The organism is Bordetella genomosp. 13, from assembly GCF_007679965.1.
Classification (GTDB): domain Bacteria; phylum Pseudomonadota; class Gammaproteobacteria; order Burkholderiales; family Burkholderiaceae_B; genus Bordetella.
This window is the reverse complement of sequence record NZ_VEHL01000003.1, coordinates 22,051-42,491: the sequence shown is the minus strand read 5'-3', so window position 1 is coordinate 42,491 and position 20,441 is coordinate 22,051. Positions and strand designations below refer to the sequence as shown.

21 protein-coding genes are annotated in these 20,441 nt (G+C 70.2%); 8 read left to right on the top strand and 13 right to left on the bottom strand.

What is annotated here, in order from left to right; all coding sequences use genetic code 11:
• Window positions 1–372, bottom strand: a complete 372-nt coding sequence (locus tag FS845_RS08820; protein WP_144633301.1) for a DUF2069 domain-containing protein — start codon at window positions 370–372, stop codon at window positions 1–3.
• A 16-nt stretch (window positions 373–388) separates the two neighbouring features.
• On the opposite strand from FS845_RS08820, the gene FS845_RS08815 reads away from it, so the two are divergent.
• Complete coding sequence (locus FS845_RS08815) at window positions 389–1,693, top strand: YihY family inner membrane protein (RefSeq protein ID WP_144633298.1); 1,305 nt, start codon at window positions 389–391, stop codon at window positions 1,691–1,693.
• Between the two features lie 76 nt (window positions 1,694–1,769).
• A complete protein-coding gene (locus FS845_RS08810; protein WP_144633295.1) occupies window positions 1,770–2,255 on the top strand; it encodes a CBS domain-containing protein in 486 nt (161 codons plus the stop codon).
• A gap of 327 nt (window positions 2,256–2,582) precedes the next feature.
• Here the strand turns inward: FS845_RS08810 and dusA are convergent, their stop codons facing one another.
• A complete protein-coding gene (gene dusA, locus FS845_RS08805; RefSeq protein WP_144633292.1) occupies window positions 2,583–3,620 on the bottom strand; it encodes a tRNA dihydrouridine(20/20a) synthase DusA in 1,038 nt (345 codons plus the stop codon).
• Window positions 3,621–3,768: 148 nt separating this feature from the next.
• Between dusA and FS845_RS08800 the strand changes: the two genes are divergently transcribed.
• Complete coding sequence (locus tag FS845_RS08800) at window positions 3,769–4,737, top strand: homoserine kinase (protein ID WP_144633289.1); 969 nt, start codon at window positions 3,769–3,771, stop codon at window positions 4,735–4,737.
• Between the two features lie 64 nt (window positions 4,738–4,801).
• Window positions 4,802–5,605 carry a BPSS1780 family membrane protein gene (locus FS845_RS26800; protein WP_260986222.1) on the top strand — a complete coding sequence of 268 codons (804 nt, stop codon included), beginning with the start codon at window positions 4,802–4,804 and terminating at the stop codon, window positions 5,603–5,605.
• Window positions 5,606–5,842: 237 nt separating this feature from the next.
• Here FS845_RS26800 and FS845_RS08790 read toward each other — a convergent pair whose 3' ends face one another.
• From FS845_RS08790 to FS845_RS08755, 9 genes are all read right to left on the bottom strand, one after another.
• Window positions 5,843–6,709 carry a type II secretion system F family protein gene (locus tag FS845_RS08790; protein ID WP_144633286.1) on the bottom strand — a complete coding sequence of 289 codons (867 nt, stop codon included), beginning with the start codon at window positions 6,707–6,709 and terminating at the stop codon, window positions 5,843–5,845.
• A 10-nt stretch (window positions 6,710–6,719) separates the two neighbouring features.
• Window positions 6,720–7,565, bottom strand: coding sequence for a type II secretion system F family protein (locus FS845_RS08785; protein WP_144633282.1), 846 nt, complete (start codon window positions 7,563–7,565; stop codon window positions 6,720–6,722).
• Window positions 7,562–9,283: an ATPase, T2SS/T4P/T4SS family gene (locus FS845_RS08780; protein ID WP_144633279.1), complete on the bottom strand. Its 1,722-nt coding sequence runs from the start codon at window positions 9,281–9,283 to the stop codon at window positions 7,562–7,564. Before FS845_RS08780 ends, FS845_RS08785 begins: the two co-directional genes overlap by 4 nt.
• A complete protein-coding gene (locus FS845_RS08775) occupies window positions 9,280–10,623 on the bottom strand; it encodes a type II and III secretion system protein family protein (protein WP_260986221.1) in 1,344 nt (447 codons plus the stop codon). The genes FS845_RS08780 and FS845_RS08775 overlap by 4 nt, the downstream gene beginning before the upstream one ends.
• Before the next feature lie 338 nt (window positions 10,624–10,961).
• Window positions 10,962–11,789: a Flp pilus assembly protein CpaB gene (gene cpaB, locus FS845_RS08770; protein WP_186332215.1), complete on the bottom strand. Its 828-nt coding sequence runs from the start codon at window positions 11,787–11,789 to the stop codon at window positions 10,962–10,964.
• Window positions 11,786–12,619: a hypothetical protein gene (locus FS845_RS26465; RefSeq protein WP_186332214.1), complete on the bottom strand. Its 834-nt coding sequence runs from the start codon at window positions 12,617–12,619 to the stop codon at window positions 11,786–11,788. The genes cpaB and FS845_RS26465 overlap by 4 nt, the downstream gene beginning before the upstream one ends.
• A gap of 9 nt (window positions 12,620–12,628) precedes the next feature.
• Window positions 12,629–13,249 (bottom strand): hypothetical protein, encoded by a 621-nt coding sequence (locus FS845_RS08765; RefSeq protein ID WP_186332213.1) that lies wholly within the window; start codon window positions 13,247–13,249, stop codon window positions 12,629–12,631.
• 119 nt (window positions 13,250–13,368) lie between these two features.
• Entirely contained in the window at window positions 13,369–14,733 is a 1,365-nt protein-coding gene (locus FS845_RS08760) for a pilus assembly protein TadG-related protein (RefSeq protein WP_144633270.1), read from the bottom strand.
• Window positions 14,734–14,741: 8 nt separating this feature from the next.
• On the bottom strand, window positions 14,742–15,026 hold the full coding sequence (locus tag FS845_RS08755) for a hypothetical protein (protein ID WP_144633267.1): 285 nt from the start codon (window positions 15,024–15,026) through the stop codon (window positions 14,742–14,744).
• 407 nt (window positions 15,027–15,433) lie between these two features.
• Here FS845_RS08755 and FS845_RS08750 point away from each other — a divergent pair, with 407 nt between their 5' ends.
• The 4 genes from FS845_RS08750 (at window position 15,434) to FS845_RS08735 (ending at window position 19,288) form a co-directional block, all read left to right on the top strand.
• Window positions 15,434–15,649: a hypothetical protein gene (locus FS845_RS08750; protein WP_144633265.1), complete on the top strand. Its 216-nt coding sequence runs from the start codon at window positions 15,434–15,436 to the stop codon at window positions 15,647–15,649.
• Between the two features lie 47 nt (window positions 15,650–15,696).
• Window positions 15,697–17,946 carry a phosphocholine-specific phospholipase C gene (locus FS845_RS08745; protein ID WP_144633262.1) on the top strand — a complete coding sequence of 750 codons (2,250 nt, stop codon included), beginning with the start codon at window positions 15,697–15,699 and terminating at the stop codon, window positions 17,944–17,946.
• A 124-nt stretch (window positions 17,947–18,070) separates the two neighbouring features.
• Window positions 18,071–18,664, top strand: coding sequence for an NAD(P)H-dependent oxidoreductase (locus FS845_RS08740; protein ID WP_144633259.1), 594 nt, complete (start codon window positions 18,071–18,073; stop codon window positions 18,662–18,664).
• Between the two features lie 24 nt (window positions 18,665–18,688).
• Window positions 18,689–19,288, top strand: a complete 600-nt coding sequence (locus FS845_RS08735) for a TetR/AcrR family transcriptional regulator (protein ID WP_144633256.1) — start codon at window positions 18,689–18,691, stop codon at window positions 19,286–19,288.
• A gap of 161 nt (window positions 19,289–19,449) precedes the next feature.
• Here FS845_RS08735 and FS845_RS08730 read toward each other — a convergent pair whose 3' ends face one another.
• Together FS845_RS08730 and FS845_RS08725 are read right to left on the bottom strand one after the other, a co-directional pair.
• Window positions 19,450–19,581: an entericidin A/B family lipoprotein gene (locus FS845_RS08730; protein ID WP_144633253.1), complete on the bottom strand. Its 132-nt coding sequence runs from the start codon at window positions 19,579–19,581 to the stop codon at window positions 19,450–19,452.
• Between the two features lie 19 nt (window positions 19,582–19,600).
• Window positions 19,601–20,296 (bottom strand): fumarylacetoacetate hydrolase family protein, encoded by a 696-nt coding sequence (locus FS845_RS08725; protein ID WP_144633250.1) that lies wholly within the window; start codon window positions 20,294–20,296, stop codon window positions 19,601–19,603.
• Window positions 20,297–20,441: the final 145 nt, after the last annotated feature.

Sequence of the window (20,441 nt, the reverse complement as noted above, 5' to 3'; positions counted from 1 at the left end):
TCATGCGCGTTTCCCCCGTGCGGCCCGCTTGGCGGGCCGCACATAGAAGATGCCGGACAGGAAGAAGACGGCGGACAGGACGATCTCGACGCCCGCCAGCGCGGCCGAGGCCGGCTGGGGGTCGGACATCGCGCGCACCACCCCTTCCATGAGATACAACAGCGACAGCATGGCCGCCCACTGGTAGGTATAGACATTGCCCCGCAGCACCCCGCGCAACGGCAGCGCCAGGGGCAAGGCCTTCAGGAACAGCAGCGTACCGCCCGGACGCAGCGGCGCCAGGAAGATTTCCCAGGCCAGGCACAGCAGCAGCAGCGCCACCAGCGAGGCGGATGCGACACGGCGCAGAGTCGGATTCAGGGCAGCGGTCATACGCTATTATCGCCTGATGAAGCATCAGGCCGAGCCCGCCTCCGGCGTCAACACGGAAGCCCCTCCTCCCCCCTCGCGGCGCCACACCTGGGTGGCCCGCACGGGCCGTGCCGTCCGTTTCGCGGCCGAACGCACCGGCGAGGAACGGCTGCTGCAGGTGGCCTCCAGCCTGACCTTCACCACGGTGCTGGCCATCGTGCCGCTGCTGGCGGTGGCGCTGTCGCTGTTCACGGCATTCCCGCTGTTCCAGGAGTTCCGCGTCGCGCTGGAAGACTTCCTGACGCACAACCTGATGCCGCCGGCGGTCTCCAGCAACGTCATGAACTACCTGAACCAGTTCGCGCGCCAGGCCTCGCGGCTGACGGCCATCGGCGGCGGTTTCCTGGTCGTGACGTCGGTGCTGCTGATCATGACCATCGACAAGTCGTTCAACGACATCTGGCACGTCACCCGCCAGCGGCCGTTCGTGCAGCGCGTGCTGGTGTACTGGTCGGTGATCACGCTGGGCCCGGTAGTGGCCGGCGCCAGCCTGTGGGCCACGTCGTTCGTGGCGCGCGAGTCCATGGGCCTGGTGCGCGACGTGCCCGACGTCGTCAGCCTGGCCATCTCGTTCATTCCCCTGATCCTGACGGGCGCCGCGTTCTCGGCGCTGTTCGTGGTGGTGCCCAACCGCCGTGTCTACTGGCGCGACGCGCTGGTGGGCGGCTATGGCGCGGCCATCCTGCTCGAGGTGATGAAGTCCGCGTTCGCCTATTACCTGACGCGCTTTCCCACCTATACCGTCATCTACGGCACCTTCGCCACCCTGCCCATCTTCCTGCTGTGGCTGTGGCTGTCCTGGCTGGCGGTGCTGTTCGGCGCCACGGTCGCGGCCAGCATCCCGCTGATCCGCCTGGGCCGCTGGGAGATCAACCGCTGCGCGGGCGCCGGCTTCATCGACGCCTTGAACGTGCTGGTCGAACTGCGCCGGGTCCAGGGCAGCGCGCCGCCGGGGCTGAGCCCTACGACCCTGGCCAAGCGCCTGCAGCTGCACCACGACGAACTGAACGACGTGCTGGAAACGCTGGACGACATGGGCATGGTGGCGCGCACGGCCGACCAGCACTGGGTGCTGACCTGCGATCCGCGGCGCACCACGGTCGACCGCGTGTTCGACCAGTTCCTGCTGGACCGGCGCCAGCGGCGCGTGCAGGAAAATGCCCGGGTGATGGCCGCCGCGGCCGGCGTGCTGTCCGGCAGCCCGCCGTCACTGGAAGAACTGGCCGGACAGGCGCACAATACGCCGGATGAGACACCCGCGCGCCCTTCGGCGGCGGCGTGATGACGTTGGAAGCGGGCAACAAGTCGGCCGGAAAGCCGGCCCACGAGCCGGATAGTGCGTTCCCGAGGAGGAAGCCATGTTGAAAGTCAGCGAAATTCTGCGCGTCAAGGGCAACGCGCTGTTCACCACCACGCCCGACACGCCGGTCATGGTCGCCGTGCAGACCATGAGCGAACAGGACATCGGTTCGCTGGTCATCATGGAGGCCGGCATGCTGGTCGGCATGCTGACCTTCCGCGAGATCATCCGCCACATGCACAAGCACGGCGGCGCGCTGGGCGACGCCACCGTCCGCGGCATCATGGACGATGCCCCGGTCAGCGTGACCCCCAACACCAGCGCCGACGAAGTCCAGCGGCTGATGCTGGAAAAGCACGCGCGCTACATCCCGGTCATGGACGGCGGCACGCTGCTGGGCGTGATCTCGTTCTACGACATGGCCCAGGCCATCGTGGCGGCGCAGCAGTTCGAGAACAACATGCTCAAGGCCTACATCCGCGACTGGCCCATGGACAGCAGCGAGACCGAAGGCGAGCAGCAGGCCGAGCCGCACAAGTCCTGAGGACGGCCCGGCTTATTTTCGAAGGCAGGGCGTACGAGGCCAGGAATTCGACGTCCCGCTGCATGACGTCGGTTCGATCGAGATGGGGCGCCCGGGTGGCGCCCCGTTTGCCATGGGCCGGAGGCCTTGGCGGCGGTGGACCGGGGCTTTTGCCGGACGCGGGAGATGCGGCGGCCGGCTCTTGTGACGGGCGTGAGAGGCGCGCCGCCACGAAGGCAGTTGTGCGGTGCCCGCTCTGCGCCGAGCGCGGAACAGGCAGTTTCCCGTGCCGAACGCTCGGCGGACGCGAAGCCGGCGCCTGCACGGCGGACGGCCGGATGCCGTTGCCTACGCGGCCGCCAGCGGCGAGCCGGCACCCGGCGCGAAATCGTCGCGGTCGTCGCGATCCCCGCGGTCGGCGCTCTGCAGCGTGCGCCAGGCCTCGTAGATCAGGCCGGGATCGTTGGCCGCCAGCAGCCGCGGATCCGACAGCATGCGGCGCCAGCGGCGCGCGCCCGACTGGCCGTTGACCAGCCCCAGCATGGGCCGCACGATGACCCGCAGCGGCTGCCCGGCCGCCACCTGCTGCGCGGCATAGCGCGTCATGGCATCGACCACCTGCGCGTCGGTGGGCAGGCGCGTGGATGGCCACAGGCGCAGCGAGACCTCGGACAGCACGCGCGGCGTGTGCCAGGCCGCGCGGCCCAGCATGACGCCGTCGAAGTCCTCGGCCGCCCGCAGCGATTGCGGGGCGTCGGCCAGGCCGCCGTTGAGCACCATCACGCAATCGGGGAAGTCCTGCTTCAGGCGGCGCACGGCGTCGTAGCGCAGCGGCGGAATCTCTCGGTTGTCCTTGGGCGACAGGCCCTTGAGCACGGCGTTGCGCGCATGCACCACGAACACCCGGCAGCCCACGTCGTACAGCTTGCCCACGAAGTCGCGCACGAAACCGTAGGAATCGTCGTAGTCCAGGCCGAGGCGGTGCTTGACGGTGACGGGCACGTCCACGGCGTCCTGCATGGCCTTCATGCAATCGGCGACCAGGTCGGGCTCGGCCATCAGGCAGGCGCCGAACGCGCCGCGCTGCACCCGCTCCGACGGGCAACCGCAGTTCAGGTTGATCTCGTCGTAGCCCCACTGGCGGCCCAGGCGGGCGGCCTGCGCCAGCGCGTCGGGCTCGCTGCCGCCCAGTTGCAGGGCGACGGGATGTTCGGCGGCATCGAAATCGAGATGGCGCCCCACATTGCCATGCAGCAGCGCGCCGGTGGTGATCATTTCGGTGTACAGGCGTGCGCGCGGCGCCAGCAGCCGGTGCAGGAAGCGGCAGTGGCGATCGGTGACGTCGATCATCGGCGCGACGCAAAGTCGCCAGTCGGAGGAATCCAAGAAATCGCTCGGGAAAAACGCGGGGAATGCCGCTATTTTACGGCGAGCCGGCCGCAAGGCGAGTGCCGGCCCCGCGTAGTCTAAAATTGCCCCGCGGGCCGCTCCGGGCGCGGACCGCGCGTCCGCCAACCCCGTCCGCTTTTCGCCAATGGCCGTATTCACTCCTGTATCCGACGATGACGCACGCGCGCTGCTGACGCGCTACCAACTGGGAGACCTGGTGTCGCTGCGCGGCATCACGGCCGGCATCGAGAACACCAATTTCTTCCTGCACACCACCCACGGCGAGTACGTGCTGACGCTGTTCGAGGTGCTGACGCAGGAACAGCTGCCCTTCTACATCGAGCTGATGCACCATCTGGCGCAGCGCGGCGTGCCCGTGCCCGAGCCCCAGACGCTGCGCGACGGCACGCGCCTGACCACGATGCATGGCAAGCCCTGCGCCATCGTCAGCCGCCTGCCGGGCGGCTACGAACCCGCGCCGGGTCCCCTGCATTGCGCCCAGGCCGGCGCCACGCTGGCGCGCGCCCACCTGGCCGCGCGCGACTTCTCCCTCTACCAGCCGAACCTGCGGGGCCTGGCATGGTGGCAGCAGACCGTGCCCAAGGTGCTTCCCTACCTGCAGTCCGAACAGGCCGCGCTGCTGCAGGACGAGCTGCGGGCCCAGACCGAGGCGGCCGCCACGCCCGAATGGCAGGCGCTGCCCTCGGGTCCGGCCCACTGCGACCTGTTCCGCGACAACGTGCTGTTCGCCGGCACGTTCGAGTCGCCGCGCATGGGCGGCATCATCGACTTCTACTTCGCGGGCTGCGACACCTGGCTGTTCGACGTGGCCGTGAGCCTGAACGACTGGTGCATCGTGCGGGAGACCGGCGAGTTCGTGCCCGAGCTGGCCCAGGCCTGGCTGGGGGCCTACGCCCGGCAGCGCCCCTTCACCGATGCCGAGCGCGCAGTCTGGCCGCTGATGCTGCGCGCCGCCGCGCTGCGCTTCTGGGTCTCGCGCCTGTACGACTTCTACCTGCCGCGCCCGGCGCAGACGCTCAAGCCGCACGATCCGCGCCACTTTGAACGAGTGTTGCAGGCACGCCACCACGGGGCCCTGCCCGCCTTGCCCTGATACCACCCGCCCGCATAATCGAACATGGTGCGCTTCGGCGCTTACCCAGGCACATAGACTTCCCATGCAAGCAGCATCGCTACCCGCAACTTCCGGCTGGCAATGGATCCGCACCGGCCTGCAGCTGTTCCTGAAACAGCCCATGGCCATGTTCGCGTGGTCCATGGTGGTGGGCCTGTTCGTCCTGTTCGCCGTGCTGACGCTGCCCATCGGCCCGCTGCTGCTGCCCGTGCTGATGCCCATCGTGGCCCTGATGAGCATCTCGGCCGCCAAGCACATCGAAGCCGGCCGCACCATGCTGCCCTCCATGTGGCCCAAGCCGCTGCAGCGTCCGGGCGTGTTCAAGAAGCTGACCCTGATGGGCGTGCTGTATGCCGTGGCCGTGCTGATCGCCGAGATCGTGGCGGTGCTGCCGTTCTCGCGCGCGGTGGTCGAAGGCATGAACCTGGCCACCGCCAGCAAGGACCTGGCTCCCATGATGGCGGCCATGCAGCAGCCGCTGATGCTGTTCCTGGTCCTGTACGTTCCCATCGCCGCCCTGTTCTGGCACGCGCCCGTGCTGGTGGGCTGGCACGGCCTGCGCATGACGCAAGCCATGTTCTTCTCCGGCGTGGCGTGCTGGCGCAACAAATGGGCCTTCCTGGTGTACGGCGTGGCCTGGGCGCTGATCTTCATGTTCATCGACCTGGCCACCGGCCTGATGATCGCCGCCGGCCTGCCGGCCGCGCTGGTCACGGCCCTGCAGATGCCGGTGAACATCTCGGCGTGCGCGGTGCTGTACGCCAGCTTCTATCCAGCCTACACCTCGGTGTTCGGCATCGACGACCCCGGCACGGGTCTCGACCACCGCGACAGCGCGCACGCATAGGGCGGCGCGCCACGGCTTCAACGTAGCGGCGCGCAGCACCTTGCCGTCCGGGCCGATGAAGGCCACGTCGATGGCGTAGGCCATTCCCCAGGTATGCACGGCCCGGCATGGGTGCAGCCAGATGCCGCTGCGCGGGCCGGGCGGCCGCCTGCGCGGCAGCAGGCCGGCCAGGCGCCCCAACGGGCGCGTCACGGACAAGAGGCGCAGGCGGTCATGCGGCAAATGGGCCATGTCGCGTCACCCCAGTGCCGGCAGCAACTGCATCAGGATCGGAAAACCCAGCACGATGAACGTGCACGGGAAGATGCAGCCGATCAGCGGCAGCAGCATCTTCACCGGCGCCTCCATGGCCAGGCGCTCGGCGCGCTGGAAGCGATCCGAACGGCATTGCGCCGCCTGGCCGCGCATCAGCGGTCCCAGGCTCATGCCCAGCGAATCGGCCTGCGCCAGCGCCGCCACCCAGGCCTGCAGCGCGGCGCTGCCGCTGCGCGCGGCCATCGCCTTGAGCGCGGCCGTGCGCCCCATGCCCGCGCGCATGTCGCCCAGCGCGCCGTCCAGCATCTCGCGCAGCGGGCCGGCCGGCGCGCATTGCGCCGACTGCTGCAAGGCGCCGTGCAGGCCCAGGCCGGCCTCGACGCACAGCGTCATCAGGTCGAGCACGAAGGGCATGTCGCGGTCGATGCGCAACCGGCGCCGTGCCGCCAGCCGGCGCAGCCACAGGCGCGGCCAGACACCGGCCAGCACGGCCGCCGCGGCGGCGGGCATGGCCGGGGCCGCGTCCAGGCGCCATGCCAGGACGGCCGCGCTGGCGGCCGCGCCCAGCGACGCCAGCCAGGCCAGCGCGGCCAGGTCGACCTCGGCGACCTGGCGCGGCAGGCCGGCGCGGCCCATCAGCCGCCCCCAGCGCGAGCGCGCGCGCCAGGACAGCAGCGGTCCGGCCAGACGGGCCAGCCACGACGTCCAGGGCCAGACGCCGCGCCACCACCAGGGCAGGTCCGGATCCGTGCGCGGCGCGCGATCGCCGCGCCACAGCGGCACGCACAGCCCGTAGGCAGCCAAGCCGGCGCACAGCGCCGCCAGGCCCATTGCCAACGCGATCAGCATCGTTGCCTCCTCAGATATCGATGTCCACGATGCGGCGGATCAGCAGCACGCCCGCTCCCTCGAGCACGGCCACCACCGCCACCACGCCCCAGCCCAGCGGGGTATGCCACAGCAGTGCCATCGTGTCCGGCTCGAGCTGGTCCAGCACCACCGCCAGCAGCACGGGCAGCGCGCCGACGATCCAGGCCTGCATGCGTCCCTGCGCAGTCAGCGCGCGGATCTTGCCCTGCAGTTGCAACCGCGCGCGCAGCGTCTCGGCGATGCGCTCCAGCGCCTCGGCCAGGTTGCCGCCGGTCTGCGAGGCCACCCGCAGCGCGGCCACCACCAGCACGGTGGTCTCCGAAGGCACCCGCTGCTGCAGGTTCGCCAGCGCGTCGGCGAACGGCACGCCCAGCCGCTGCTCGCGCAGCATCAGTCCGAACTCTTGCGACAGCGGCGCCTCGCTCTGCTCGACGATGTGCTTGAGCGCCACGGCCAGGCTGGCGCCCGCCGACAGGCCGCCGGCCAGCGACATCAGCGCGGCCGGCAACTGCTTCTCGAAGCGCAGTTGCCTGTTGCGCCGCATGCCCTCCACCAGGCGCGTGGGCACGCGCACCGCCAGCAACGCGGCGATGCCCGCCGCCAGCAGGCTTTGCGTGGCCGCCCAGGCCAGCATGCCCATCAGCACGCCGCACACCAGCGCGGCGAACCAGAGCTGCGCGGGATCGATGAACAGGAATATCTCGCCCAGCTTCAGGCCGGCCTCGTGGGTGTAGACCTGACGGTAGCGCTGCAACGCGGGCCCGACCCAGGCCTGGGCGCGCCAGGCCAGCACGCCCACCGCCAGTCCCGTCATGGCGAAGGCCAGCCAGATCATGGCGCGCCTTCGCGCATGGCGTCCTGCATGGCGTCGCGCATGGCGGCCGCGTAGTGCGCGGACAAATCCGCGCCAGCCGACGCCACGCCGGGGTGCACCGCGCCGGTATGCACCGCGCCATCCCCCTGCATGCCGTCCATGAAGGTGGGACGCAGTCCGCTGTCGACGAAGCCGCGTGCCGGGTCGTAGCGAAACAGTTCCTGCAGTTGGATCCGCCCGCTTTCCATCCCGGTGATCTCCACGATGGCGGTCACCATGCGCCGGCCATCGGGCAGCCGCGCCTGCTGCACCAGGATGTCGACGCTGGAAGCAATGTGCTCGCGCACCACGGCCAGCGGCAGGTCCAGCCCGGCCATCAGCGTCATGGCTTCCAGCCGCCCCAGCGCATCGCGCGGCGAATTGGCATGCAGGGTCGTCAACGAGCCCTCGTGGCCGGTGTTCATCGCCGTCAGCATGTCGAAGGCCTCGGCGCCGCGGCACTCGCCCACCACGATGCGGTCGGGACGCATGCGCAGCGCATTGCGCACCAGGTCGCGGATGTCGACACGGCCCCTGCCCTCCAGGTTGGGCGGACGGGCCTCCAGAGAGACAAGGTGCGCATGGTGCAGCCGCAGCTCCGCCGCATCCTCGATGGTGACGATGCGCTCGCCCTCGGGAATGGCGTTGGAAAGAATGTTCAACAGCGTGGTTTTGCCCGACCCCGTGCCGCCCGAGACCACGATGCTCTTGCGGCGCCGCACGCACAGGGTCAGCAGGCCCGCCATGGCCTGATCCAGCGAGCCATAGCGCACGAGGTCCGGCATGTGGGGGCGGCGTACGGGAAACTTCCGGATGGTGAGGCTGGGTCCGCGGATGGCGATGGGCGGGATCACGGCGTTGACGCGCGAGCCGTCCGGCAGCCGTGCATCCACCATGGGCGAGCTTTCGTCGATGCGCCGGCCCAGCGGCGCGACGATGCGTTCGATCACCCAGCGCACCGACTGCTCGCTGCTGAACACCGCATCGTGCCGCGACAGCCTGCCGCTGCGCTCGACATAGACCTCGTCGTGGCGGTTGACCATGATCTCGGTGATGCCGGCGTCGGCCAGCAGCGACTCCAGCGGCCCCAGCCCCACGGCCTCGTCCAGCACGGCGCGGCACAGCCTGGCCCGGTCGATGTGCGGCGGCAGGTCCGTGTCCTGCCCCACCAGCTCGTCCAGCAGCTTCTCGGCCTCGGCCCGCAGTGCCTGGTCGCTCATGCCGGCGACGTCGCGCCGGCGCAGGTCCAGCGCCTGCAGCAAGGCGGCGTGCAGGCGCCGGTGGTACGGCAGCAGCACCATCGCATCCTGTACCGGGTCCCGCGGCGCCGGCGGGTCGAGGGGCGGCGCGCGCGGCGCGGGAGCCGCGGGCGGCGGTTCGACGGATACGGCCGCCTGCTGCGGCGGCAGGGCGCGCCGCACGCGGATCTGGCACGGCCCGATCACCACGCGGTCCTCGGGCAGCACCGGGGCATGGGTCGCCACGCGCAGCCCGTTGACCAGCGTGCCGGCCAAGGTGCCCAGGTCTTCCAGCACGATGCTGTCGCCGCGCAGAGCCAATCTGGCGTGCTGCTTGCCCACGCGCCAGTTGGAAATGCGCACCTCGCATTGCGCGGAGCGGCCGATGGTCAGGGGCGGCATGCCCGTGTGCAGGCGCTGCGCGCCGTCTTCGAAAGTCAGTTCGAGTTCGAGCATGGTCATTGGATTCCGGAAGAGATGGAGGTATCGGTCGCCTGCCATTGCGAGCCGGCGCCATCGGGACCGACCCAGCCGCGGCCCGGCGTGGCGGGCGGCAGCGGGCCGATCTGCGGGGGCTCGGGAAACGCCTGCCGCAAGGTTTCCTGCGCCTTGCCCGCGGCCTGGTCGAAACCGGCGTAGTCGTGCGACACGACGCTGGGCGTGACGAAGATGGCCAGCTCGGTATCGCGCACCTGGGCGCGGCGGGTCGAGAACAGCGTGCCCAGCAAGGGAATATCGGCCAGCAGCGGCAGGCCCGAACGCTCGACGGAGCGCTCGCGCGACAGGAAGCCGCCCAGCACCAGCGTCTGGCCGGAGCGCACGTTGAACTCGGTCACGGCGCGGCGGGTGCGCAGGGCCGGCCCCGACGGCAGGCTCATCGAGGCGTCGATGGAACTGGCCTCGACCTCGATGCGCGACCGTATCGTTCCGTTGCGGTCGATGCGCGGCGTGATCTGCAGCGACACGCCATAGGGCTTGAACTGCGTGTTGCTGCCGCCGTTGCTGTCGGTGGTGGCATACGGCACCTCGCCGCCCGCCAGGAACGACGCGGTGCTGCCGCTGCGCGCCAGCAGTTGCGGTTGCGCCAGCATCACGGCTTCGCCGCGCTGCGCCAGCGCGCTTAGGCTGGCGGCCAGCAGGGCATTGACGCCGAAATAGCCGGCGGCCCGGCCGGTGGGCAGCGGCATGGCCAGCGGCGGCTGCCCGGGACGCTCGGTCAGCGCCCCGGCCGCCGAGCCGCCGTCCCAGGCCAATCCGGCCTGCAGGCCGCCCTGGCTGGCGGGATCCCAGCGCACGCCAAACTCCAGCAGGCGCGAGCGCGGCAGTTCGACCACCTGCACGTCCAGCAGCACCATGCGGTCCCATCCGACCTGCCCGGTGAAATCGAGGACGCCCGGATAGCGCTGGGCCAGCGCGGCGATGCGCGCGCGATCGTCGTCGGACAGGTCGTTGCCCTCGATGACGATGTTGCCGCCGATCTGCGTGCTGTGCGCGGCGGGAATGCCCTCGAGCAGCTTGTCGACCTCGCCGCGCATGCGGCGCAGGCCCGCGGCGTAGACGCGCACGGTATACGCCGCGGGCGCCGACTGCCCGGCCCAGATGTGGACCGTGGACGTGCCCTCTTGCCGAGCGAACAGCACGACCTCGTGGGCGTCCAGGGCCATGGCGCTGACCACCTGGCCATTGCCCACCGCGACGCGGTGCGCGCCCGGCGCAGGCAGCACGCGGCCCTCGCCGACCTCGAGTTCGATGTCGGTGGACGCGACAGTGGCTTCGGTCCGCGCCACGGCAAGCGTCGGCACGGCAGCGGCGCGATGCGTCGCCGTGCGCGCCCGGCCCGACGGCTGACCGTGGGACCGACCCGCGGGCGGCTGCCGTGCGGGTCCGTCCTGTTGCCAATCCGGCGCACCTTCGAGCTGCCCGGTCGGCTCCCCGAGTGCTTGCCCGTCTGGCGCCACGATCGACCGCCCATGCGGCTCGCCGATCGGCTGCCCGTTGCGCTGCCCACCCGGCTGCCCCTGCGCCACGGTCATGCACGTCGCCCACGCCACGGCAAGCAACACACGCGACCACACGCCGATACCGAGGCGCATCGCCCTGGCGACCGGGCCGCGGCGCGGGCACGCGCCGTCGATCCGCCTCATGGCAACTCTCCTGCCGGCTCGGCGGCCAGCGGCGCGGACGTGGCCCCGCCATCCACGCGGTCGCCATAGATGATGCTGACGCCACGCAAGCGCGGCACGGCCGGCGGCCGCAGACCCAGCATGCCGGGCAGGTCCTGCGCGCGCCCGTCTGCTTGTCCGCCGCTGTCCTGGACCGGCCGCAGCGTCGCCGTCAGCACGCCGTCCTGCCGCGCCGCCACCACCTTCATGGCATCGCCGACCGACGCTTCCAGCGTGATGCTGGACGGCGCGCCGTCGGCGCCGCCCTCCATTGCCAGGACCTTGGCGGCCTGCAGCAGCGGCATCGTCAATTGGCGACCGCCGTGCGGGAACGACACGTACAGGTCGATGCGGTCGTTGGGCCGCACGGGTTGCGGCAGGTCGCGTATCTCGCTCAACGGCAGGCTCAGCGCCCGCCTGCCCGCGCCCAACTGCCGCGCCACAGGCTGCGCCGGGGCCTGCCGCAGCACCTGGTGCTGCAGCACGGGTTCGCCGGCCTTCAGCGCCGCCGCCAGCGTGCCGCCGTCCACCAGGTCGAGCGCCTCGGGCGGCACCGAATCGGAAGGTGCCCAGGCCGCGGGGATGTCCCGCACCGCCAGTTGTCCGGCGGCGATCGCCATGCCGGCGGGCATGTCGGTGGCCGCCACCACGCGGGACACCATCGGCACCCGCCCCTGCTCTTCGAGTTCCAGCGTGCGCTGCTGGATGTGCTCGCGCACGGCCCACGCCGCGATCAGGCCCGCCACCGTGGCGAACAGATAGCCGCCGGACGCACGCGCCAGCTGCATCACTCGCGACAGGTTCATGGCAAGGACTCCAGCCCCTGCGCCGCGGCGGACGCCGTCTCGTAGGCCTGCAGGCCGATGACGATGGCGCTGCCGGTGCCGGCTGCGACGACGTCGACGTCCAGCGCCTGCGCTGCGCGTACCCATTGCCGGGGGCCCGGCGCATCCTCGGGCGCGGCGATCCAGCCCGACTGCAGCAAATTGCGCCGCAACGCGGCGCGCACCACGCCGGGCGCGTCGGGATGGCGCCAGACCTGCTGCACGTGCCGCCCGGCGGGTTCGCGCGTCGCGAAATCGAATGCCAGTCTTGCGCCCGCCGGCAGCCACCGCGGCGCCTGGCCAGCCTGCGCGGCGGCCTCGGGCCAGCAGACCCGGGACAGCGTACCGGCACTGCGCGCGCTGCCCACGCCGGTGACCGTGGCGGTGCGCAGGCACGGCCCCTGCCGGTCGGACAGCACCGCCATGCCTTGCAACACCGTCAAGTCGCGCAGTTCGGGATGGTGTTGCTGGAAATGCGCCAGCATGCCGGAGACGCCGAGCGGCGCCTCGTAGTACACGATGTCGGCGGGCGCGCCATACAACGCAGCCTGCTGCGCGATGACGGTCTGCACCGCGCCCCGCGGCAAGGACCAGGCCGGCGGTTCAACGGGCTGGCCGGCACGCGCCGCCAGGGCTTCGACAGGCTGGCGGCCCGGCGGGATCGGGGACTCGACGAGCCGGCCATCATGCCCCGCGGGACGTTCACCGGGTTGGCCGGCGAATAGCGTCGCGGGCGCGTACCCGCCCATCCACGGCATTGACGCCGCGAGCACGCCGCAAGCCATGCGCCGAAGACGAATGGGAATATCCATGGCGGACTCCTACTTGCGTTTGGTGATGCGGTCGGCGGGCGCCAGGTCCGCCCAATCGGACACCCAGTCATCCCCCGGCTTGCGGCCGCCCCAGGCCGCGTCGACGTTGCCCGCGCGCTTGCGCAGCGTGCGGGACAAGCCGAGCGACGTATCCGCCGCATGTCCCCAGCCGGCCGTGCTTTCGGTCAGGCGCTGCTGCGCCTGGGTGTCGGACGAGGCGTGTCCCGCCTGTTCGGCCAGGGCGGTATGCCGGTGCAGGACCAGCGGCTCGGCCACGCGCCAGGCGCTGTCCCAGCCGCCGGATGGCGCGACCTCGCGCTGCGCCCGCGCCGCCAGCAGGGTGCCGTCGAGGTGCTGCCATTGCGACGCCAGCTGCCCGCGCACAGCATCCGCCGACAGCCCCGACGCGGTATCGGCAGCCGGCTGATACAGCCGGATCTGCGTTGCCCCATCGCCCTCTGCGGCCTGGCGCGCACGCGCGGCGGAGAAGGCGGCCAGGCGCCCTGCCTGCGACACCTCGAGCGCGTGGAACTGCACGCGCGCCGTCCACGCAATCGCATGCACGCATGCCGCCAACGCCGCGGCGGCCAGCAGCGCTTCGACCACGCCCTGCCCGCGCTGGCGGTCCACTCGCAAGCCCGCATGCAAACCGGGCTGCCGGTTCACATCCAAGCCGACATGCCGGCAGCGACCCACTCGCGGCCCCGCCCGCAGACCCTGCCGCCTGCCGATACTCAAGCAAACATGGCTCATGGCAACCGCCTTGCCGCGGCCGCCTCGGCATCGGTGACCGCGACACGACGCGCCTGCCAGTAAGGCCGGAACAGCGTAGCCAGTTCGTCCCTGCCGTCAACGCGCGGTTGCGGCCGGGAGAAGAATGTCTCGGCAGCGGAGGTGACCGTCAGCCCACCACCCGCCAGCGCATGCCAGCCAAAGCGTCCCGCCACGGCGACATGTCCGTTGCCTTCGGTCGTCGGCAAGGACTCACCCTGCTGGCGCACCGCCACGGCCAGGCGCAACGGCGTATCGGCCCGCGCCTGCGACACCTCGTGATAATCGGCCAGGCCGCGGCCCGAGACCGGCACGCGCGCCGCCGCGCCGTACGCGGAAGCCAGCGGATTGGTGACGCCCATGATGATGTCCCACGACGTGTTCTGGTCGACCCAGCGCCAGAAGTCCTCCTGCGAGAAGTCCTCGGGCGCACGCACGACGGGCGTGCCGTCGTCGCGCCCGGCCAGGCCCCAGCCCATGGCGTACTCGCGATAATGGCAACCGATCCAGTGGTTCTCACGCAGCGCGTGATACGACAGGGTATCGTTGGCCGACCAGCGGCCGCGCGCGTCCATCTGCGTGTCGCCGCGTCGGCGCAACTCGTGACGCCGTTCGGGGCAGCTGCGATACACCATCCAGGCGTTGCGCCGGGTGATGTCGCGCGGGCGCAGGAAGTCGTAGCGCGCCGCGGCCGTGCGCACCATGCGCGCCAGGCTCGAGGACTCGCCCGCATGCTCCGCGCGCACGAAGCCGGGCAGGCCGTCGTCGAGCAGGCGCCATTGCGGCGCGCTGGACGATGCGTCCAGCTCGGGGTAGTTGGCGCGCAGCACCGCACGCAGCATGGCGCCGCGCTGCGCGGGCAACTGGTCGACCTGGCGGCGCGCCACCTGGGCCAGCGTGTCGTGCACCAGGGCGTCGTGCTCGGCATGGCTGCGCGCGAACTGCGCCGCCATGCCGGACGTGGCCTGCGCCGCCGCATAACCCTGCAGGGCCTTCGCGCCGAACAGCGAGCCGATGAGATAGGCCGGCGGATTTCCCATGGCGCGACGCTGCGCCTGCGTGCCCGAGAACTGCGCCCAAGAGGCCAGCGTGACCAGATGCGCCATGGCGACCTGGTGCGCGATCTGCGCGCGATTGACGTAGGCCAGCATGTTCAGCGTGCGTGCCTGCGCCAGCGCGGCACTGTAGGCAGCCGCGTCGGCGGCATGGGTCAGCCGCGTGCGCGCCGAGGCCGTCTGGCCCACGTTGTACAGGCCGACCCATGCCACCGCGCACAGCCCCAGCAGGGCCACGGCGGGCACCAGCGCCTGCCCCGGCGCGCACGCACGGGCTCGGGCACGCATCGCGACCGTCATTTGGCGGCCTGCGCGTTGCCGGTGAAGGACTGCAGCGACTTCGACTTGGTCTGGTCGCCCGCCGAGGTGGCCGCCGAGCGCGCCTCTTTCGACTGCGCGGTGCCGTCCTGTCCGGAGAGCTCGCGCGCCATGGCGGCGGTCTGCGAACGCACCACCTGCCCGAACAGCTGATAGACCGCGATAGCCGCCACCGCGATGAGCGCGACCACGATGATGTACTCGGTCATTCCCTGGCCGCGTTGACGCTGGCGATGCCGTTGGCGTTGCTTGAGAACCTGCATATGCCCCCCGGGGCGGTGTTGAACATGGGAGGCAGTATGGATTTCGCCGGAAGGCCGGACTATTCGCAGATGCCGAGGGCGACGGACACGCTCACACCCCCTTGACACCGCGCAAACCTCTACAGGCAAGGCTTCGCGGCAAAAAATATGACGCGAAGCTTCGACCTGAAACAGGCTTCGAATCGTCATGGGAATGACATGACCGCTGTCGCAGAATGCCCGTGCCGTCCGCCCCGGCACGCATCACGCGCCGGGCAATGGCAGCTTCACACCCACGCATCGCGGCGCCACGTGCATCGGGCAGCAGACCCCAGGTACAAGCACCCGCCGCTCCCAGTGCCGACCGCCATGGCGCCCGCGCCACGGAAGCGCTCGGCCCTACAAAGGTTGAATCCGCTGTGACACCCATGAATACTCGAACGAAGATCGACAGACCCGCAATGCGCCGCTGCGCACTGGGCCGTCCGCTGCTGGCCGGCGCCGCGCTGTCCCTCGCGCTGATGCTGTCCGCCTGTGGCGGCGACGACGGCCACGACGGCTCCCCGCCCCCGAGCGACGGCGGCGATGGCGGCGGCACGCCGCCCGCCACCTGCACCAGTTCGCACTGCGCCCCGGCTCCCTGAGCCGCGCACGCGCCCCTTCCGATCATCCTCGCGATAAAACACACGGTATGAGCTTCAATTCATCGAAACGGAAATTCCTGCGCACCTCGCTGGGCGGCGCCGCCTCGGCCACCGCGCTGTCCATGTTCCCGCCCGCCATCCGGCGCGCGCTGGCCATCGAAGCCAACAACGTCACCGGCACCATCAACGACGTCGAACACGTCGTGCTGCTGATGCTGGAGAACCGCTCGTTCGACAGCTATTTCGGCACGTTCAAGGGCGCGCGCGGCTACGGCGACCGCTTCGCCGTGCCCATGCCCAACGGCAGGAACGCCTTCTACCAGACGGACCAGAACGGCAAGACGCTGATCCCCTATCACCTGGACGAGACCCGTGGCAACGCGCAGCGCGCCGGCAGCACGCCGCACACCTGGCCCGATGCGCAGGCCGCGTGGGACCACGGCCGCATGAACAGGTGGCCGGTGGCCAAGAAGCCGCTGTCGATGGGCTACTACGAGACCCACGAGGTCGAGTTCCAGCACGCGCTGGCCGATGCCTTCACGCTGTGCGACGCCTACCACTGCTCCATGCACACCGGCACCATCCCGAACCGCCTGTACTACTGGAGCGGCACCTGTGGCCCAGGCGGCGTCAACCCGGCCGACGGCAGCGCGGTCACCGTGGCCGCGCTGGTCAATGAATTCAACGGCGGCAACGACGTGGGGCCTTCCACCGAGGGCTGGACCTGGACCACGTACGCCGATCGCCTGCAGGACGCCGGCGTCAGCTGGAAGGTCTACCAGAGCCTGTCGGACAACTTCGGTTGCAACGAGATGATGAGCTTTCGCCACTGGCGCGCCGAGATCGAGGCGATGCCCGCGGAGCGCCGTCCGGTGTACGCGCCCGTCAATCTCGCCACGCCCCTGCCGCCGTTCTACGACGCGGCCATCGACGACCCGCTGAGCCCGCTGGCCAAGGGCTTCGGCAACACCATGCCCGACGGCTTCCTGCAGTCGCTGCGCGACGACGTGCAGGCCGGCAAGCTGCCCTCGGTGTCGTGGATCATTCCGCCCTCGGTCTACAGCGAGCATCCCGGGCCGTCGAGCCCGGCGCAGGGCGGCTGGTACGTGCAGCAGGTGCTGGACGTGCTGACCGCCAACCCGGAGGTCTGGAGCAAGACGGTACTGCTGATCAACTACGACGAGAACGACGGCTTCTTCGACCACCTGGCGCCGCCCTCGGCCCCGTCGCGCAACGACGACGGCACGCTGGCCGGCGCCAGCACGCTGTCGGACGCCGACATGGCCTTCGAGTATTTCAACTACACGCCCGCCACCGACAAGCAGCCCGACCAGGACGGCAAGCCCTTCGGGCCTGGTCCGCGCGTACCGCTGTGGGTGGTCTCGCCATGGAGCCGCGGCGGCTGGATCAACTCGCAGGTGTTCGATCACACCTCGACGCTGCTGTTCCTGGAAAAGCGCTTCGGCGTGAAGGAGCCGCAGATCAGCCAGTACCGCCGCGCGGTGTGCGGCGACCTGACCACGGCCTTCAACTTCGAGAACCCCAACGGCGAGCGCCTGCCCACGCTGGCGGGCCGCACGGACAAGGCCACGGTGGACAACCTGGCGCTGTCGCAGACGGCTTCCGCGGCCATTCCCGTGCCTGCCGCCACGACAGCCTCGGCGCTGCCCGCACAGGCCACCGGCACGCGGCCTTCACGCGCCCTGCCCTACGAGCTGCACACCACCCTGCGCGCCGGGCAGGACCGGGTGACGCTGGTGTTCGCCAACGACAGCCGCGGCGACGCGGGCGCGGTCTTCCACGTCTACGACAAGCTGCACCTGGACCGCATTCCGCGGCGCTACGTGGTGGAAGCGGGCAAGCAGCTGAATGGCGTGTGGAACCTGGCGGAAGACGAAGGCCGCTATCGCCTGTGGGTGCTGGGGCCCAACGGTTATCACCGCGAGTTCGCGGGCAGCTTGGCCGAGCAGCTCGCGGCGGGCAATCCCGAGGTGCAGGTCTGCTATGCGCTGTGCGATCCGCCCGAGGTGCAGGTGAAGCTGCACAACCCGGGCGCCAAGCGCATGACCTTCACCGCCACGGCCAACGCCTATCGCAAGGACGGGCCGTGGACGGCAGTGGTCGAGCCCGGCCAGGTCGGCGAACTGCGCTGGCCGCTGGCCGATTCGGGCCAGTGGTACGACTTCACCGTGAGCTGCGACGCCGCGCCCGCGCTACTGCGCCGTTTCGCCGGCCACCTGGAGAACGGCCAGCACTCCGTGACGGACCCGGCGATGGGCGACATCGACGCCGGCTGACGCTCCACGCGGCAGCCGGCCTCTGCACAAGGCCGGCTGTCGCGGACGATTGGCATACCGGCACGCCTGACAACCTACCAGTAGTAAGTTACTATTGGTAGGTACACATATCAGGAGCCATGCCATGCACGCACTCATCGTCGCTTCGCATCCCGACACGACCTCGCTCACCCACGCCGTCGCCGCCCAGGTGGCGCAAGGCGTCGCTTCGTCGGGACGGCATACCAGCGAGATCGCCGACCTGGCCGCGGAGGGCTTCGATCCCCGCTTCAACGCCGCCGACACCGCGCAGTTCCAGGGCAAGGGTCCCTCGCCCGCCGACGTCATCGCCGAGCAGGCGCGGCTGGACCGGGCCGATGCCCTGGTACTGGTCTATCCCGTCTATTGGTGGTCCTTTCCCGGCCAGTTGAAGGGCTGGATCGACCGCGTCTTCACCAACGGCTGGGCCTATGAAGACAACAACGACGGCAAACTGGTGAAGAAGCTGGAGCGGCTGCGCGTCCACCTGGTTGCCATCGGCGGCGCGGACATGCGAACCTATGACCGTCACGGCTACCAGGGTGCCATGAAGCTGCAGATCGATCACGGCATCTTCGGCTACTGCGGTGCGCCGGTCGTGGCCTCGGAACTGCTGCTGCCCGTGGACGGGCGGATTCCTCCCGGACACCTGGACACGGCGCACGCGATCGGCCGGCGCGTGTTCGACGCCCGGGCCTGACGCGACGCCCCTCGATGCTTCCCCATGCCTGAACCGACTTCTTCCGTATCTCCACGCCGGCGCCTGTCGCGCGCCGACCGGCAACGCCAGTTGCTGGAGGCCGCGTGGCAACTGGCCGGGGAAGGCACGGACGCTCTGACGCTGGGCCGGCTGGCCGTGGCCGCCGGCGTGGCCAAGCCCCTGGTCTACGACCACTTCGGCACGCGCGAGGGCCTGCTGGCGGCCATGTACGAGGATTACGACGTGCGGCACTCGGCCATCATGGACGACGCCATCGCCACCGCGCGCGCCACGCTGAAGGACAAGGCACGCGTCATCGCCGCCAGCTACGTGGCATGCGTGCTGACACAGGGCCGCGAGATCTCGGACGTGCTGGCCGCGCTGAACGGCTCGCCGGAACTGGCGGCAGTGAAGAAGCGCTACCAGGAAGTGTTCATCGAGAAATGCCGCCGTATTCTGGCACCGTACGCGGGCCCAGCCGGCATCGCGCTGCCGGGCATGTGGGCGATGCTGGGCGCGGCCGACATGCTGTCCGAAGCGGCGGCCTGCGGCGACATCACCGAGGCACAGGCCTGCGACGAGCTGTACGAGACCATCGTGGGGCTGGTCAGGCGCAGCAAGTAGGAGCGACGCTCGACGGCCCGTCGGCGCGCGCGCTCGCGGCAAAAGCCATGTCCGCGGCATGCAGCAAGGCCGATCGCCCCCCGCGCCCGCCGCCCTGGATGCCCAGTCCCAAAAACAAAATGCCGTCCCGAAGGACGGCATTCCGTACGCACGGCAGACGCTTAGCGGTCCGCCGCGTTGCTGATCGCGTTGCCCGCGCGCGAAATGTCCTTGCCCATGCCGGACACGGTGTTGCAGCCTTGCAGCACCAGGCCCAGCACCACCAGGGCGCTCAGCATGAATTTATGGCGCATGACGATGCCTGCCCGTGGTTCAGGCCACGCGCACGCGCAGCTCGCCCAGGCCGTCGACGCCGCCAGTCATGACGTCGCCCTGCACCACGGCGCCCACGCCTTCCGGCGTGCCGGTGAAGATGACGTCGCCCGGCTGCAGTTCGAACAGGCCCGACAGGTAGGCGATGCTCTCGGCGATGTTCCAGATCATCTGCGAGATGTCGCTGACCTGCTTGCGCTGGCCGTTCACGTCCAGCCAGATCGCGCCCTTGTCCAGCGTGCCGGTCTTGCTGCGCGGATGCACCGGGCCGATGGGCGCGGCGAAGTCGAAGGCCTTGCCCACTTCCCACGGACGGCCCTGCTTCTTGGCCTCGCCCTGCAGGTCGCGGCGCGTCATGTCCAGGCCCAGCGCGTAGCCCCACACGCATTCGGCGGCGGCTTCGACGGACAGATCGCGGCCGCCCTTGTCCAGCACCACCACCAGCTCCATTTCGTAGTGCAGGTTCGAGGTCTTGGACGGATAGGGCATGGTGCCCGTTTCGCCGTCGGCCACGCTGACCAGGCTGTCGGGGTGCTTGCAGAAGAAGAACGGATCTTCACGGCCGGTGAAGCCCATTTCCTTGGCGTGCTCGGCATAGTTGCGGCCCACGCAATAGACGCGGCGTACCGGGAAGCGGGCGCTGCTGCCGGCGACGGGCAGCGAGACGGGCGGGATCGGGGAAATGACGAAATCCATCTGCAAAACCTCTGTGTGCGTAGGGCCGCCTGGCGCGGCCGGATCGTGAAAGCAACGCGACTTTATACGCTAGTTGACACGTCAAGCAAAGCACCCGACGTGCCGCAAAGCACAACGGGCGGCCCATGCAGGCCGCCCGCTGTCA